Genomic DNA, 15,654 nt, shown 5'->3' with positions numbered 1-15,654 from the left:
AGAGGCCCCATTTATTCCACCGCTTTCACTTTTAACAAGGAGTCATCGTATGTCCCAACACAACAGTTTTAAAGCCGCCGGTGGTAGCGGCAAAAAGAATCGCACCGTGCTCAAGCGCTTCGAGCGCATTGATCTGCTCCGCAAGCGCGGACAGTGGGAAGACGGCAACCGCGTCGTGGGTCTGAGAAAGACCAAGCCGGAAGAATAAGACGCCGGTTCCTCTATTTTGACAAAGCCCTTTCCCCTCGAAAGGGCTTTTTTGTTTCTATTGAACGGCGAGTCGCTCGTCGACCTCGGCGATCCACTCCTTTCGTGTGGCATCGTCGACCAAGGCGACCTCAAAGCCATTCTTGGCAATTCGCCCGAGCTCAGCCGGACTGAAATCAAGATCATGGGCCAGAGCATGGTACTCATCCTCCACCCTGTTCCCGAAGGAAAACGGATCGTCGGTGCTGATCGTGCAGCGCAGCCCCCGATCAAAAAATTCACGAATCGGGTGTAGCGGCATCGATTCGACTACGTCGAGCTTCACATTACTGATCGGACAAATGTCGAAGGTCGCACCCAGATCGATGGCCAATTGAAGCACATCCGGATCATCCACCGCACGGATACCGTGCTGAATACGGCGCGCCCCCAAAATCTCAAGTGCCTCACGCACATGCCCGGAAGGACCAAACTCGCCGGCATGCGCCTTGGTCTCCAGCCCGTTGGCCCGGGCTCTTTCCCAGAGCTTCGGCGTCCAGTGCTCCAAAGGCAGATACTCGACCCCGTGTAAATCGATCCCGGCAAGACCTTCCCAGTTGATGCAATCCTGAAGCACAGGCGCGAGCACCTTGTTGTATGAATCCCGGGCCATTCCCATAAATACCCGCACCTCCAAACCCTTTGGGGCAGCACTGCGGATCGCCGCCACGATCTCCGGTCCGGGTATGTTCATAAACTCGATGATGCCCGCGTGAAACGAGATTTCCACGTAGCGGATATTTTGCTCAAGATGTTTGGCGAAGATTATTTTAGCCGCTTCATGGTAATGCTCGGGCGAGGTAAACCACTGCACAGCGTGCTCAATCAGGTGCGACTCAAAGGCCTCAAAGGACGGCCACTTAAAATCGGGCGCCCAGCATTGCTGAGGCTCGGCAAACTTTTCCGGATTGAGGCCCTGCAGCAGTTCGTAAGGCAGCGCCCCTTCAATATGCAGATGCGTCTCGGTTTTAGGGAGAGAATGAATGAAGTGCGACAAATCTTGCTCTGTCATATTGGCTAGCACTAAAGCCGAGTGTGGAAAGTTAAAGTAAATAGATGACGTCAAAATACGGCTGCAACTTTCTACGCTTGTGGGCGATTCAGAGGATAAGCAGCACGACAGAGGCTGTGAAACTCCCAAACCAATCGTAACATGAAATACAGAAAAATGATCCTTTGCCTGCTTACAGGCAGCCTGCTCCCCTTCGTCGCAACCGCCAAACCGGACAAAGCGGCCAAACCCGGCAAGGGATTCGGAAAACTGGACAGCAACGGTGACCAAGTCATCACTCTGGATGAGGCAGAAGCCGCAGGTGCAAAAAAGTTCGTCGAGAGCTTTGCCCGGATCGATGCCGACAATAGCGGCGAAGTGACCAAAGAGGAACTACGCCAACATCATAAACAGCGCATGGAAGAGCGACGCGCCAAGCGCAAGGCCATGGATGAGGATGGCAACGGTGCCATATCCTACGACGAAGCCTCCAAGGCAGGAGCGGAAAAACTAGTCGAACACTTCGACACAATCGACAGCAACAATGACGGGGAAATCGACCGCAAGGAAATGAAGGCCCTCCGTCAGACGATGCGAAAAGAAAAAGCTCGCGACAGTTAATACTGACCGGCTTATCACCCAGCCCGGATGCGCGAGCTCCGGGCTTTTTTTGGTTCATCGTCGATTAGCGTGATGTCCCCCGGTTAAAGCTTCGAATAATGAGACATTACGCGGCCATTGAAGGAGCGTGGACATTCCTGTCCACGTTGCGTGATGGAAGAAAACGAACAATCAGGACAAGAATGCCCTGACTCCGTATCGAGCCTGTTTATTTAACTTCTCCTGGATATTACCAGATTGGCTTTTCACGAAAATCGACGATGAACCTTTTTCTTTGCCAACTTGGAGCGCTCAACAATCGCAGGATTCAATATTGGGATTCTTCGCCATTTTTGTAGAGGATGATTGCCGTAGTCGGGGTGATTCATCCCCCGACTACGAATTCAGGATGTCTTATTGTTTCGTTTGATGACCGAGTAACCGATTCGCTCGCAACGCAAAAATTTACAAATAGCCCCATTCCACAGGGTATTATACCGGCCCACCGAATAGGGATAAGGTGTAAAAAATCTCGCATCATGCAGCGGGTATCCCCTATCACCACGCATCTACATTCACTTTCTTTCTATTACTCATTACTTCAGGTCATGATTACGATTAACCAAGTCACTCACAACTTCGGCAAAAAAGTCCTCTACAACGGGATCAACTGCGTGATCGGCGCGCACGACCGCATCGCGCTGGTCGGCTCAAACGGCTCGGGAAAAACCACCCTCCTGCGCATGTTGATGGGTGAAGTCGACCCGGATAAAGGCTCCATCGACTACCCGGATTATGTCAGCATCGGCTACCTGCCACAGGATGGCATCTCCGTTTCCGGCCGCAGCCTCTACGACGAAGCAAAAAGCGCTTTCGGTGACATCCTCGAACTTCAGGGGAAAATTGAAAAAGCCGACGCCGATTTGCTGGAGATGGATACCGAATCGGAGGAATACTACGACTTGATCGATGCGATCGGCGACTGGGAACTCCAGCTTGAGGAGTTCGAGCCGCAGAAGATGAAATCGCGCATCGAGCGAATCCTCACCGGCATGGGCTTCTCAATGGACGACATGCAACGTGACACGGGCGAGTTTTCCGGCGGCTGGCAAATGCGCATCGCGCTGGCCAAACTCCTTCTGCAAAATCCATCGCTGCTGATTCTCGACGAACCGACCAACCACCTGGACATCGTCTCCCAGCACTGGGTCGAACAGTATCTCAAAAATTATCACGGCGCGCTGATTGTCATCTCTCACGACCGTGCCTTCCTCGACGAAGTGACCAACCGCACGCTCGAGCTCAAACTGGGCCAGCTGAACAGTTTCAAAGGCAACTACTCCTACTATAAGAAGGAAAGCGAGAAGCAAATCGAAGTCCTGCGTAAGGCTCATAAAAACCAGCAGAAGGAAATTTCCGAAATCAAGGACTTCATCAACAAGTTCCGCTCCAACGTGAAAAAAGCCAGCATGGTGCAAAGCCGTATCAAGCAGTTGGAGAAAATGGAGATCATCGAAATCCCCCGGGAAGAAAAGAAGATCTTCTTCCGCTTTCCACCGCCGCCACCATCCAGTGCCAAGGTAATCACGATAAAGGACCTGCACAAAGCCTACGGCGACAACGTGGTCTTTGACGGGCTGGATTTACGTATCGACAAGGGTGACCGAATCGCGGTGGTCGGCGTGAATGGTGCCGGTAAGTCAACCTTGGCGCGCATCATGGCCGATCAGGAACCCTATCAAGGAGGCGAAGTCGAAAAGGGCCTCAATACGGTGATCAGTTATTTCGCACAAACACAGGCGGACGAATTGAATCCCGCTAAAAGCGTATTGGATGAAGTCGAAGCAGCCGCCGTGAACAACCCTGACGCCAATCCGCGTGCCGCACTCGGTGCTCTTCTTTTCTCTGGCGACGAAGCCCTCAAGAAAACCGAAGTGCTTTCGGGCGGTGAAAAGAACCGTGTCGCGCTGGCTAAAATGCTGATGAAGCCGGGCAACTGCCTGATCCTCGACGAACCGACCAATCACCTGGATATCAAATCCAAAGAAGTGCTTCAGGACGCGATCAACGAATTCGATGGCACAGTCATCCTCGTAAGCCACGATCGCGCCTTCCTCGACGGCGTGGTCAACAAGGTCCTCGAAGTCGCCCCCGGCAGCACGCGTATGCTGACTTGTAACGTGACGGAATACGTCGAGCGGCTCGAAAAGGAAATGGCGGAAAAATCAGACTCGTAAGCCTTCCCAAAACGATAAAATAAAAAACGCAGCCTCTTTCGAAGCTGCGTTTTTTGTCGGGCCGAGAGTGAACTCAACCGGTAAGTTGCTTGATGATTTCGACAATCGGCAGGAAGAGCGCAATGACGATAAAGCCGACAACCAAGGCCAGAAAGACAATCATCACCGGCTCGATAATCGAGGTGATACCAGCGACCGCATTATCGACGTCCTCGTCGTAATTATCCGCGATGCGATTGAGCATCTCCGCCAATTCACCGGTCTCCTCACCGACATCCACCATACTGGTCACCATGTTGGGAAAGACTGATTCGCGCTCCATTTGAGCGGCAAGTGGCTCCCCGTCCCGCACGCTGTCGTGGATACGATTCAAGGCTCCCGCATAAAAGCTATTTCCGGTAATGTCTTTGGAAATCGTAATGGACTGCAGGATAGGCACACCGCTGGAAAGAAGCGTACCGAAGGTGCGGGTGATGCGCGCGATATTCACCTTTCGTACAAGGTCGCCGATCTTGGGTAGATTAATCGAACACCAATTAAATATTTTTTTGCCGAAAGTCGTTCTAAGCAGAAATTTGAAACCAAAGAAAGCAACCACACAGATCACAATACTGAGGATAATGTTTTGCTGCATGAAATTACTGATACTGATGACCAGTTGCGTCGGCCCCGGCAGGGCAGAGCCACCGAGCATATCGTCGAAAATCGTCTGAAACTTCGGCACCACCACTGTCATCAACAATGCGACAATCGCCACGGCCACACCGACCACGACGATCGGGTAAACCATGGCGGACTTAACTTTCTTCTTGGTCCTCAGGGCTTTTTCCATGAAGCCGGCAAGTCGCGAAAGAACCGTGTCGAGGACACCGCCCGCTTCACCGGCCTTCACCATGTTAATGTAGAGGCGGTCGAAAATTTTCGGATGCTGAGACAGGCCATCGGAAAAAGAGTTACCGGACTTCACCTGTTCGGCGATTTGCTCCAGAACTGCCCGGAACCGGAGATTTTTCTCCTGGCGAATCATCACCTCCAGTCCGCGAAGCAGCGGAAGGCCCGCCTGCAGGAGTGTGGCAAGTTGCCGGGTAAACGTGGAAAGGTCCTCCTGGCTGATCACTTTACCAAAAGCAATGCCCTTCTTTTTGGCTTTACCGCCGTCTTTCGCTTTTTTGCCACCAGAACCAGCGCTACTACCACCCGTGGCCGTTACTTTGGTTGGCATCAACCCAGCCGCGCTGAGCTTGGAATTAGCATCTTCTTGACTCTCAGCGTCGACCGTTCCGGTCTTTTGCTTACCATTGGCGTCAATCGCCGTGTATTTGAATTTTGCCATGGGACGTTGGGGTTAGGTATATTTGAGGACTTCTTCGATCGTAGAATTCCCATCAAAAATGGCACGTAGACCATCATCGCGCAAGCTTCTCATTCCTTGTTCGAGAGCTTTTTGTTTGATCGAGAGTGTCGGGGCACGCTGATTGATTAATTCGCGGATAGCGTCCGAAACCACAATCATTTCAAACAAACCGATACGGCCGCTGTAACCGGTATTACTGCAGTTCGGGCAGCCCTCCCCGTAATAAAAATCCTTATCGGCAATCTCGAGTGGGTCGACGTCGAGCATATCGATCAGTTCCTGGCCAGGCTCGTAAGCGGTCTGACAGCTCTTGCAAATTCGACGAACCAAGCGTTGGGCCAATATGGCTTCCAGGGATGCGGAAATCAGGAAGGGCTCCAGCCCCATATCAATCAGACGGGTGACCGCGCCCGGGGCATCGTTGGTGTGTAGGGTGCTCAAAACCACGTGCCCGGTCAGGGAAGCCTGAACCGCGATCTGGGCCGTCTCAAGGTCACGAATCTCCCCGACCATGATCTTATCCGGATCCTGACGCAGGAAAGCGCGCAGCGCACGGGCGAAATCGAGACCGACCTGGTGGTTTACCGCAACCTGCATAATGCCGTCGATCTCGTACTCGACAGGATCTTCGGCCGTCAGGATTTTCGTTTCGACGTCATTGACCTCACGAAGCGCACTATAGAGGGTTGTCGTTTTACCCGAACCCGTTGGTCCGGTAACGATAAAGATGCCGTTGGGCCGATCCACCAAATCGCGAATATTGTGAAGAATGTCTTCCGGCAAACTGAGGGCTTCGAGATCAAGGTTCACCACGGATTTATCCAGCACCCGAAGCACCACACTTTCCCCGAACTGCGTGGGCAAAGTCGAGACGCGCAAGTCGACCGGACGACCCGCAATGGTCATCTTAATCCGGCCATCCTGTGGGATGCGGCGCTCCGAAATATTCATATTGGACAGCACCTTCACGCGCGAGGTCACCGGAACTGCCAGGTTACGCGGTGGCGGCGCCATTTCATACAGCGCACCGTCGATCCGATAGCGAATACGAAACTGATCTTCAAAGGGCTCAAAGTGGATGTCGGATGCCTTGTCCTTAATGGCCTGCTGGAGAACAAGATTCACGAAACGGATGATCGGCGTCTGATTTGCCAAATCCGTAAGATCCCCTTCGGAAAGGTCGTCTTCCGAGTCGGAGTAGGTCTCCCCAATATCGCCCAGAATATCATCAATCGAAGAATCCTCCTCACCGTATGTCGCGGTAATCAGTTCATCCAGGAATTCCGGATTACAAACAACGATCGTAATATCTTTGTTCAGCGTAAAGGTCAGGTCATCGATGATGGCCGGATTAAAAGGGTCCTTTGCCAGGACGGATACCGAAGTATCGTCCACCTCGTAGGGAACGACCGCATACATCCTCGCAACGCTCGGACGCACCGTAGACGCGACCTCTTCGGGAATCGTATTCGGCAGCTTCTCGAGATACTCGTAGCCAAGATATTCCGCGATTGCGGCCAGTATGTCGTTACGCTCCACGACACCGGCATCGACCACCGCGTCGGCAAGCGACTTACCGGTATGTAAATGGGACTCATTCAGTTCATCCAACTGCGCGGCATCAAGCAAGTTGGCTGACTTGATTATATCGTAAACGGTATCGTTGTGATCTTCGAACATCGGGGTATTACCAAGAATAGATCTGTGGTTGAAAAATAACTATGTATCAAACTTTGCTCCGCACTCAATGAGCTTATCTCTCATCGGTCCGGGCGTTTGGGATTTGGTGAGTGCTTCCTCGGCAGTAATGAGGTCGCGGTTGTAGAGACTGAGAAGGTGGGCATCCAGACCAATCATACCATGGACAGCACCGGTCTGAATGTCGGAAGCGATACGGTAGGTTTTATTTTCACGGATCAGTTGGGCGATCGACGTCGTCGTCACCATAATTTCAAAGGAAGCGATACGTCCGCCACCTTTTTTCTTACAGAGGACCTGCGAAATAACCGCGACCACCGACGAGGCCAGCTGCGTACGCATCTGGTCCTTCATATCCGCAGGAAACGCATCCACGATTCGGTCGACCGTGCGGGCCGCGCCTGTCGTGTGCAGAGTCGCAAAAACGAGGTGCCCCGTTTCCGCGGCACCAACAGCGGCTTCGATCGTCTCGAGGTCACGCATTTCCCCCACCAGAATAACATCCGGGTCCTGTCGTAAGGCGCCACGGATTGCGTCCGAAAAGGAACCGACATCCACTCCGACTTCACGCTGTGTTACGATACACTTCTTGTGCTCATGGAAATACTCGATCGGGTCCTCAATGGTAATGATATGCCCGTCATGATGCTCGTTGATCCAGTTGATCATGGAAGCGAGCGTCGTGGACTTACCCGAACCGGTGGGGCCGGTCACCAAAATAAGGCCGCGCGGTCGGCTGATGAGTTCTTTGATCTTATCCGGCAACCCGATGTCACTGAGACCGAATAAGTCGTTCGGGATTTGTCGAAGCACCATCCCGTAGGCTCCTTTGGCCCGCAAAACGCTAACCCGGAAACGGGACTTCCCCTGATAAGCAAAACCGAAATCTGCGCCACCACTTGTCTTGAGCTTTTCCTGATTCGTGCTCGAGGTGATCGCCTTCATTAAATCCTCCGAGTCTTTCGCGGTGAGCGGCGGGCCATCAACCGGGGTCATCGTGCCACTCATCCGAAGAGTCGGCGGCTGGTTGACCTGAATGTGTAAATCCGATGCGCCCTGATCCACCATCAGTTCGAGAAGGTCATTCATTTCGTAGCTCATCGTCGTAAGATAGTCTCGTCGGATTATAGGGAATCGGCCACCGTGGCGTGCAGCACTTCATTCGGTGTCGTCACACCAGCAATGACTTTGCGCACCCCGTCTTCCCGCATGGTGCGCATACCCATTTCACGGGCCTTGGCTCGAAGAGCCACCAGGCTGGCTTCCTCGTAAATCATCTGCTGCAGTTCTTCATTCACGTTAAACATTTCAAAAATGCCTACCCGCCCACGGAAACCTGTTCCGTTGCACTTGGAGCAGCCTTCGCCCTCCATGAAGGTGGCATCCGCAGTCTGGTCGGGCCTGATACCAAGCGAATTCAGCAATTTCTCATCCGGATCCGACGATCCTCGGCATGCTTGACAGTTCCTTCTTACAAGACGCTGGGCCAGCACCGCACGAACCGCCGCCGCTACCAGAAAGGGCTTGATACCAATATCAATCAAACGGCTGATTGCGCTGGGCGCATCATTCGTGTGAAGCGTACTGAAAACCATATGACCGGTTAGCGATGCATTAATGGCGATCTCAGCCGTTTCTTTGTCCCGAATTTCCCCCACCATGATAATGTTGGGCGCCTGACGCAACATGGAACGCAACGCCGCGGCAAAAGTCATGCCGACCTCGCGACGTACTTGGACCTGGTTCACGCCAGCGAGCTCATACTCAACCGGATCTTCGACCGTGATAATCTTACGGTCCGGATGGTTGATGTAGTTGAGCGCCGAATACAAAGTGGTGGACTTGCCGGAACCGGTCGGCCCGGTTACGAGAAAGACCCCGTCCGGAAGCGAAATAATCCTCTCGAAGGTGGCTTGGTCATCACTAAAGAAACCGAGTTCAGGCAGCCCCAGCCGTAGGCCTTCCTTGTCGAGAATACGCATGACAATACTCTCACCAAAAGCCGTGGGCAGGGTCGAGACACGCAGGTCGATCACCTTGGCGCCCACCTTGATATTGATGCGCCCGTCCTGCGGCACCCGTTTCTCCGCGATACTGACATTCGACATCAGTTTGATCCGGGAAACAATCGAAGGCTGCAGCCGCTTCGGCGGGTTTTCCACTTCATGCAGGACGCCGTCAATACGATAGCGGACACGAAAACGTTTTTCCAGCGGTTCCATGTGAATATCGGAAGCCCGCCTTTTCAGTGCTTCCGATATTACCATATGGACATATTTGATGATGGGGGCCTCTTCTTCCGTAGCATCCTCGACGGACGGGAGGTCGATTTGAGTGGGCAGCGCATCCGGGTCTTCCTGATCGGCAAAAATTTCGTTCACCTGCTCTGCCCTGGCGCCTTCGTAGTACTGGTGTATCGCCTTTTCGATATCCTCGAGAGGCGCCACCCGGCAGATCACAGAACGCTGAATCACATGGCTGATACTGTCGACCGCATCCATATCCAGCGGGTCGGCCACCGCGATCTCAACTTCCGTTCCGTCGGCCTCAAGCGGAATGACCTTGTAGCGATTCGCCAGTTCGAAAGGTACGACTTCAAGAGCATCGCTGGAAATGCGGACATCGCTCAAGTCAACCAAGTCCATGTTGAACTCGTCGGCGAGGACCTCGGCAACTTGCATGGGCTTTAGCTTATGTTCACTGATGAGATACTCCAATACAGCGGTGTCTTCACTCGCATCATCACTGGCAGAGACGTTCGCACGGGCATCTTCGATTGCGGCAGAATCGACAATGCCTTTATCAGTTAACAGCTGTAGAACAAATTCGTCGGCAGAAGTCACAGGGTTTTTGAATTATTTGGGGTGATCAAAGTAAAACTAACGGGCAACACTCATCAAGAATTCAGCGTTTGTGTTGGTCTTTTTGATACGCTGTATGAGCATTTCCATGGCATCAGTGGACGGTAGCCCTTTCATTGCTCTTCGCAATGAATAAATTTTCTGCATCTCGTCCGGGTGATAGAGCAGTTCCTCTTTACGGGTGCCGCTCTTGTCCATACTGAGCGCGGGGAAGATTCGCTTGTCCGAAAGTCCACGGTCGAGGTGCAACTCCATGTTGCCCGTGCCTTTGAACTCTTCGAAAATGACTTCGTCCATCTTACTACCGGTTTCGACCAGTGCTGTAGCGATAATACTCAAGCTACCACCATCTTCGATATTTCGCGCAGAGCCAAAAAAACGCTTCGGTTTTTGCAGCGCATTTGCTTCCACACCGCCGGACAAAATCTTACCGCTATTCGGCATCGTCGTATTGTAGGCGCGGGCAAGACGGGTAATCGAGTCGAGCAATATTACAACATCTTTACCAACTTCGACCATGCGACGGGCCTTTTCGATCACCATTTCGGCCGCATGCACATGGCTCTCGGCTGATTCGTCGAACGTCGAACTGATGACCTCGCCATCCACCTGACGGCGAAAATCGGTCACTTCTTCTGGACGCTCGTCGATAAGCAGGATGATCAAATGTGCCTCCGGATAATTCTTTTGTATGGCATTCGCCATCCCCTGCATGAGGACTGTCTTACCGGTGCGGGGCGGCGCCACGATCAAGCCGCGCTGTCCGAAGCCGACCGGTGTCAAACAATCGACCACCCGCATGGAAAGGTTGTCCCACTTGGCGTCGTTGTCCGACTCCATGAGAATACGTGATGTCGGGTAATACGGCACACGCTCGGTAAAAGGGACAATTTCGCTGAGCGTTTCCGGGTCTCGATCCATCACCTGCTCGATCGAGACGGCAAACGGACAGGACTCGCCCTCCCGGTGCGGGTGCAACTGAGCCTTAACGATATGCCCGCGTTTCAAGCCGAAGTGTTCAATAAAAGCCTGCGGCACGTAGGCACTGAGCGGCTTGATCCGGTAGTTGTCGCGCTCGTAGACGAGGAGCCCGCCTTCATCGTCCTCCAGCAGTTCAAGCACGCCGACACTGAAAACTCCGTGTTTTGCATCCGCGAACTGCTTGACGATGGCGTTGATCAACTGGTCCCGATTGGGCGCATGATGTCCGGTCTCGACTTCGAGAGCTGCGGCCTCGCCCCTTAATTCCGTCAGGCCCATGTCGTAGATACGGTTGTAGTCGAGCGTCTCACTACCTCCGGACTTCAGGTCAGTGGCTAAAGTTTTAATCTCATCGAGCTTTTCGAGAACTTCCCACTCAAGTAGCTGGCCGAATTCGATCGGCGTTTCCTCTTCGCGGTCACGCCGTTTTTTATTCTGCCAGTTCTTGTTTTTGCCGCGCTGTTTCCCGCGCTTGTTGTTCTTGTTCTTAAACTTGTTTCCTTTTTGTCGGTCGTGCTGATGCGGACCGCCACTCCCCTGCTGATGCGGACCGCCACCGCCTTTCTGGGGCTGACCTTTCTTATCCTTCTCCCTGTCCTTATCTTTATCCGCAACGTCGCCCCTGGCCGTTCCCCCGGATTTCTCCTCGGGGCCGTCGTCCACCACGATATCGGCACTGAACGTCACTTCATCGTCGCTGTGATCCGACACTTCCGACGAGGCTTCTTCCGGCTTGGTTTTGGATACACGTTTTTTCGCGGCCTTTTTGGCAGCCTTCTTGGCCGCCTTCTTGCGAGGTGCCTTCTTAACTGGCTCGTCCGTTTGGAGGTCCAGACTGGGTTCGTCGTTTTCTTTGGTCATGAGAAATTGAATGGGGATCAGGCTCCCTGTATCTGCCCGATTAACCGCTTGGTTTGATTTTCTAAAAATTCTAAGTTGCCCGCATTGGTAATTACATGGTCGGCAAGCCGTATCTTTTCGTCGAGCGGCATCTGTCGCTGACGACGGCGCTCGATTTCCTCTCCCGTGTAACCTCGGGCCACCATTCGGGTTTCGACCACATCAGGAGGACTGGCAACACACACAACCAAATCGAATGCTGTTTCAAGCCTTTTTTCAAACATCAAAGGGATCTCCACCAGCCAATCAGACTGAGGATCCGCCTGCACGGACTCTTGCCAGAATTTCCTAACCAGCGGGTGCAGCAACTGTTCCAGCCAGCTCAATTCTTCTTCATCCTGAAATACCTTTTCGGCAATTGCCCTTCGATTGACCTGACCATCGTCGGAGAAGATTTTATCCCCCCAACGCTCCCTGAGCGCAGCATGCACCGCAGCATCGCCCGAGAGGATATCGGCAACGATTTGATCAGACTCCAGAGTCCTCCATCCCGCATCCTGAAACATGCGGGCTACGGTGGATTTACCACAACCGATGCCACCTGTTAAACCGACCTTCATTTTATTACTGTAACCGCATCAAGCACCACATGGGAAGAAACTTAAATCGTGACATAGGAAAAAGCATACGTTCTGATAATTAGGATATGCTGGGCATCACACATTCCGCAGCCCTGATGGGTGTCGACGCACATCCTGTGCAAGTTGAAGTTAATACCGGCGAGGCGGGCGAGCTTAAATTCGTCCTGGTCGGGCTTCCGGACAGTGCCGTTAAAGAATCCCAGGATCGGGTGTTTTCCGCACTGGCTAACAGTGGCTACCGCGCACCGGCCACCAGAACGACCATCAACCTGGCTCCCGGAGACTTGAAAAAAGAAGGGCCGGCCTACGATTTACCCATCGCAATCGCTATTCTTGCCTCCATGAAGAAATGCGAAGATGCGGAACTGGACGACTTTCTGATTTCCGGCGAGCTCAGCCTCTCGGGTAAAACGCGTCCGGTCAAAGGGGCTCTGGCCATGGCCATGCTGGCCAAACGCCAGGGAAAACGTGGACTGGTCGTGCCTGCCGAATCCTCCGATGAAGCGGCGTTGGTGGAAGGCGTATCCATTTACCCGGTCGCAAGTCTCGATGAAGCGGTGCGTTTCTTCAACGGAGAGAAGATTATCGCTCCGGTGCGTGCCGAGCAAAGCAGCTACACCCAAAGGCCGCCCGAAAGGCGGCAGCTCGATTTTTCCGAGGTCAAAGGACAACAAGCCGTGCGACGGGCGGTGGAAATTGCGGTTAGCGGCGGGCATAACTTACTGATGCTGGGCTCGCCTGGCTCGGGAAAGTCGATGATCGCCAAGCGGATCCCGTCCATCATGCCGGAGCCGCAGCTGGAGGAGTTCCTGGAAATCCTCAGCATCCAGTCGGCCGCCGGCTCGACGCTCCGGCAGGGAAATCGATGCTTCCAAAGGCCTTTCCGCTCGCCGCATCACACCATCAGCGACGTGGGGCTGCTGGGCGGCGGCACCATCCCGGGGCCGGGCGAAATCTCACTGGCCCACAATGGGGTGCTCTTCCTCGACGAGCTGCCCGAGTTCAAGCGGTCCACCCTCGAAGTGCTCCGCCAACCGCTGGAGGACGGCAGCGTCACCATCTCGCGCAGTGCCGGCAAGATCACCCTGCCCAGTTCGATGATGTTGGTCGCGGCCATGAACCCATGCCCGTGTGGCTACACCGGCGATTCTTCCAGGGAGTGTCGCTGCTCCGCGCCACAGATTCAGCGCTACCGTTCCCGCATCAGTGGGCCCCTGCTCGACCGGATTGACATCCACATCGAAGCGCCGGCGCTCAGTATCAAGGAACTGCAGAACGCCAAACCGGGCGAGAGTTCGGCCACTGTTCGTGAGCGCTGCACCAGCGCGCGGGAGGTTCAGGCCGCCCGCTTCCATGACGAAAAGGAGCCCTCCATGCGCTGCAACGCCCGCATGTCGCATAAAAGCATCCGTGAATACTGCACAATTGATAAAGAACAAGGCCAACTGCTCGAACAGGCCATGGAGCAACTCTCCCTATCCGCCCGCGCCTATGACCGGATTCTCAAGGTCGCACGGACCATTGCCGACCTGGCCGGCACCCCGGAGATCGAAACGGCCCACCTTCTCGAAGCCATTCAATACCGCAGCCTGGACCGGAATACCTTCTACTGAACTCCTGTGAGCGAAGCGCCTGCGCAACTGACCGACATCGACCGGTCGAGCGCTCATTCCCGGCACTGCCTAAAAATGATGTGCAGGATGGCTCCGCAAACCCACTGCCGCAGGAATAGGCATGATTAGCCTGCCCCTTAAAAAAGGTGACGAGCCCGACTACCTGATGATTTTCTGTGATTTTCCGGGCAAGCAAACGAGTATAAAAATTTATGGCCACTAGTGCTGCGCTAGCCACGGCACTGGCTGCAACCGTTATCGGGCCTTCCGGTGATTCGGCTTATTTCCTGGCTTTCCCATCGTCGGGCACAATCCCCCGTTCGGAGGCCGGTTCGGTTTGCCATGCTCTAAAAGCCTCGGCCGGAAGGAACGCTCCAACCCGCAGCCGTTCCCCATCCCCTACTACGCTCGGTTGGGGGATGAATCACCCCGACTACGGCGGCTACACTCCACAAAAATCTACGAAGAGCCCTTTTCATCAGGACCCTATCCGTTTGAATCGGATATAAGGATAGGCCGGTTTTTTTGTGTATTAGTGAATTAGCCTGTTCCTAATAAAATCTATTCCGCCGCCGGCGACCCCGCCTCGACGTTGCTGATTTTCATTGTCATCCCGGGCGCCTCGAAATGAATCCCGATACCGACCGGACCGAAGTATTTGAGACTCCAGGGCCTCTTGCTATCCGGCTTTGGGTAGGGATTAAATAGCCGCATCTTCTCATCGTCGGCGTAGTACCCCTCGCCGTCCGATGCAGAGATGAGTTCAGCCAGGTAATCGAGAGGCAGCGAGCTCTTGTAAGCAGGCGGAAGCGACCACCCGACCGAGGCGAAGCCAAGGACCCAAAAAAGCAAGCGAGCCACGACTGGATAAGAGAAATGCGGGTGATTCAGATTGGATTTCACGACTGGGTGTTATTATTTTGAAAATAAATTGAAGCACGCTTCCACCCGCTTCCATCGACTGAGACTGCTGGTGGCATGGGGATTTAAAGTCGACCAGTCACTTCAGACGCCGACCGACGACAACAGGTTGTTCGCAAAACCCGGCCCCTGTCGACTTCCAACACGTAAATTTCGTCATCCCTCACCATGCCGGTAACCGTCATGGCACTCGATACAAAACCAAGCAAGCTCACGGAGATAATACCACCTGCGAAAGATAAGTTCCCAAGAGCAATGACCTGGCGACCAGCCACGCTGCCAGCTGCGAAGCAGCCTGAACCACATGCCTATATCAGCTCAACAAAATCAGGATAAACACTTGCACTGCCCGTTTTATCCCCCAAAGAATGACTGTCTTCCTCAAGGAGAGATGGCAGAGTGGCCGAATGCGGTTGTCTTGAAAACAATTGAGCCGAAAGGTTCCGGGGGTTCGAATCCCTCTCTCTCCGCCAGGCTTCGTCTGAAGCGAAGCTAGGCAGCCTGTCACGGGGTCTACACCAAAGTTTGGGGACCGGAGCATTTCGGGTCTACACCAAAGTTTGGGGACCGGAGCATTTCCTTTCTATTTTCGTGGTTCATCTTTAACCGCACTGGGCGATGACTCTGAGTCGGTAGTTATCAAAGTTTTTGAAGCCGTATGCGCGTCTTTG

General features: G+C 53.6%; 12 protein-coding genes and 1 tRNA gene. 5 read left to right on the top strand and 8 right to left on the bottom strand.

Annotated elements, in window-relative coordinates:
- Positions 1 to 49 precede the first annotated feature (49 nt).
- Positions 50 to 208 carry a small basic protein gene (locus DDZ13_RS12495; RefSeq protein ID WP_110131795.1) on the top strand — a complete coding sequence of 53 codons (159 nt, stop codon included), beginning with the start codon at positions 50 to 52 and terminating at the stop codon, positions 206 to 208.
- Positions 209 to 265: 57 nt separating this feature from the next.
- Here the strand turns inward: DDZ13_RS12495 and DDZ13_RS12490 are convergent, their stop codons facing one another.
- Positions 266 to 1,258: an adenosine deaminase family protein gene (locus tag DDZ13_RS12490; protein WP_110131794.1), complete on the bottom strand. Its 993-nt coding sequence runs from the start codon at positions 1,256 to 1,258 to the stop codon at positions 266 to 268.
- A 141-nt stretch (positions 1,259 to 1,399) separates the two neighbouring features.
- Here DDZ13_RS12490 and DDZ13_RS12485 point away from each other — a divergent pair, with 141 nt between their 5' ends.
- Entirely contained in the window at positions 1,400 to 1,858 is a 459-nt protein-coding gene (locus tag DDZ13_RS12485; RefSeq protein WP_110131903.1) for an EF-hand domain-containing protein, read from the top strand.
- Positions 1,859 to 2,445: 587 nt separating this feature from the next.
- Positions 2,446 to 4,074, top strand: coding sequence for an ABC-F family ATP-binding cassette domain-containing protein (locus DDZ13_RS12480; RefSeq protein ID WP_110131793.1), 1,629 nt, complete (start codon positions 2,446 to 2,448; stop codon positions 4,072 to 4,074).
- 73 nt (positions 4,075 to 4,147) lie between these two features.
- Here the strand turns inward: DDZ13_RS12480 and DDZ13_RS12475 are convergent, their stop codons facing one another.
- The 6 genes from DDZ13_RS12475 to coaE are packed head-to-tail and all read right to left on the bottom strand — an operon-like array spanning position 4,148 to position 12,428.
- A complete protein-coding gene (locus DDZ13_RS12475) occupies positions 4,148 to 5,407 on the bottom strand; it encodes a type II secretion system F family protein (protein ID WP_110131792.1) in 1,260 nt (419 codons plus the stop codon).
- A 12-nt stretch (positions 5,408 to 5,419) separates the two neighbouring features.
- Complete coding sequence (locus DDZ13_RS12470) at positions 5,420 to 7,108, bottom strand: GspE/PulE family protein (protein ID WP_110131791.1); 1,689 nt, start codon at positions 7,106 to 7,108, stop codon at positions 5,420 to 5,422.
- 39 nt (positions 7,109 to 7,147) lie between these two features.
- A complete protein-coding gene (locus DDZ13_RS12465) occupies positions 7,148 to 8,227 on the bottom strand; it encodes a type IV pilus twitching motility protein PilT (RefSeq protein ID WP_110131790.1) in 1,080 nt (359 codons plus the stop codon).
- Positions 8,228 to 8,250: 23 nt separating this feature from the next.
- Positions 8,251 to 9,969 carry a GspE/PulE family protein gene (locus tag DDZ13_RS12460; protein ID WP_110131789.1) on the bottom strand — a complete coding sequence of 573 codons (1,719 nt, stop codon included), beginning with the start codon at positions 9,967 to 9,969 and terminating at the stop codon, positions 8,251 to 8,253.
- Positions 9,970 to 10,005: 36 nt separating this feature from the next.
- A complete protein-coding gene (gene rho, locus DDZ13_RS12455; RefSeq protein ID WP_110131788.1) occupies positions 10,006 to 11,829 on the bottom strand; it encodes a transcription termination factor Rho in 1,824 nt (607 codons plus the stop codon).
- A gap of 17 nt (positions 11,830 to 11,846) precedes the next feature.
- Complete coding sequence (coaE, locus tag DDZ13_RS12450) at positions 11,847 to 12,428, bottom strand: dephospho-CoA kinase (RefSeq protein WP_110131787.1); 582 nt, start codon at positions 12,426 to 12,428, stop codon at positions 11,847 to 11,849.
- Positions 12,429 to 12,514: 86 nt separating this feature from the next.
- Here coaE and DDZ13_RS12445 point away from each other — a divergent pair, with 86 nt between their 5' ends.
- The gene (locus DDZ13_RS12445; RefSeq protein WP_110131786.1) at positions 12,515 to 14,062 is read left to right on the top strand and encodes a YifB family Mg chelatase-like AAA ATPase; all 1,548 of its coding nucleotides are present in this window, start codon (positions 12,515 to 12,517) and stop codon (positions 14,060 to 14,062) included.
- A 561-nt stretch (positions 14,063 to 14,623) separates the two neighbouring features.
- Here DDZ13_RS12445 and DDZ13_RS12440 read toward each other — a convergent pair.
- Complete coding sequence (locus DDZ13_RS12440) at positions 14,624 to 14,965, bottom strand: hypothetical protein (protein WP_110131785.1); 342 nt, start codon at positions 14,963 to 14,965, stop codon at positions 14,624 to 14,626.
- A 403-nt stretch (positions 14,966 to 15,368) separates the two neighbouring features.
- Here DDZ13_RS12440 and DDZ13_RS12435 point away from each other — a divergent pair.
- A tRNA-Ser gene (locus DDZ13_RS12435) sits at positions 15,369 to 15,456 on the top strand.
- The last annotated feature ends 198 nt before the right edge of the window (positions 15,457 to 15,654 follow it).

It is taken from the genome of Coraliomargarita sinensis (assembly GCF_003185655.1).
GTDB lineage: Bacteria > Verrucomicrobiota > Verrucomicrobiia > Opitutales > Coraliomargaritaceae > Coraliomargarita_B > Coraliomargarita_B sinensis.
Note: the sequence above shows the minus strand (reverse complement) of the source record. Positions and strands in the feature narration are given on the sequence as shown.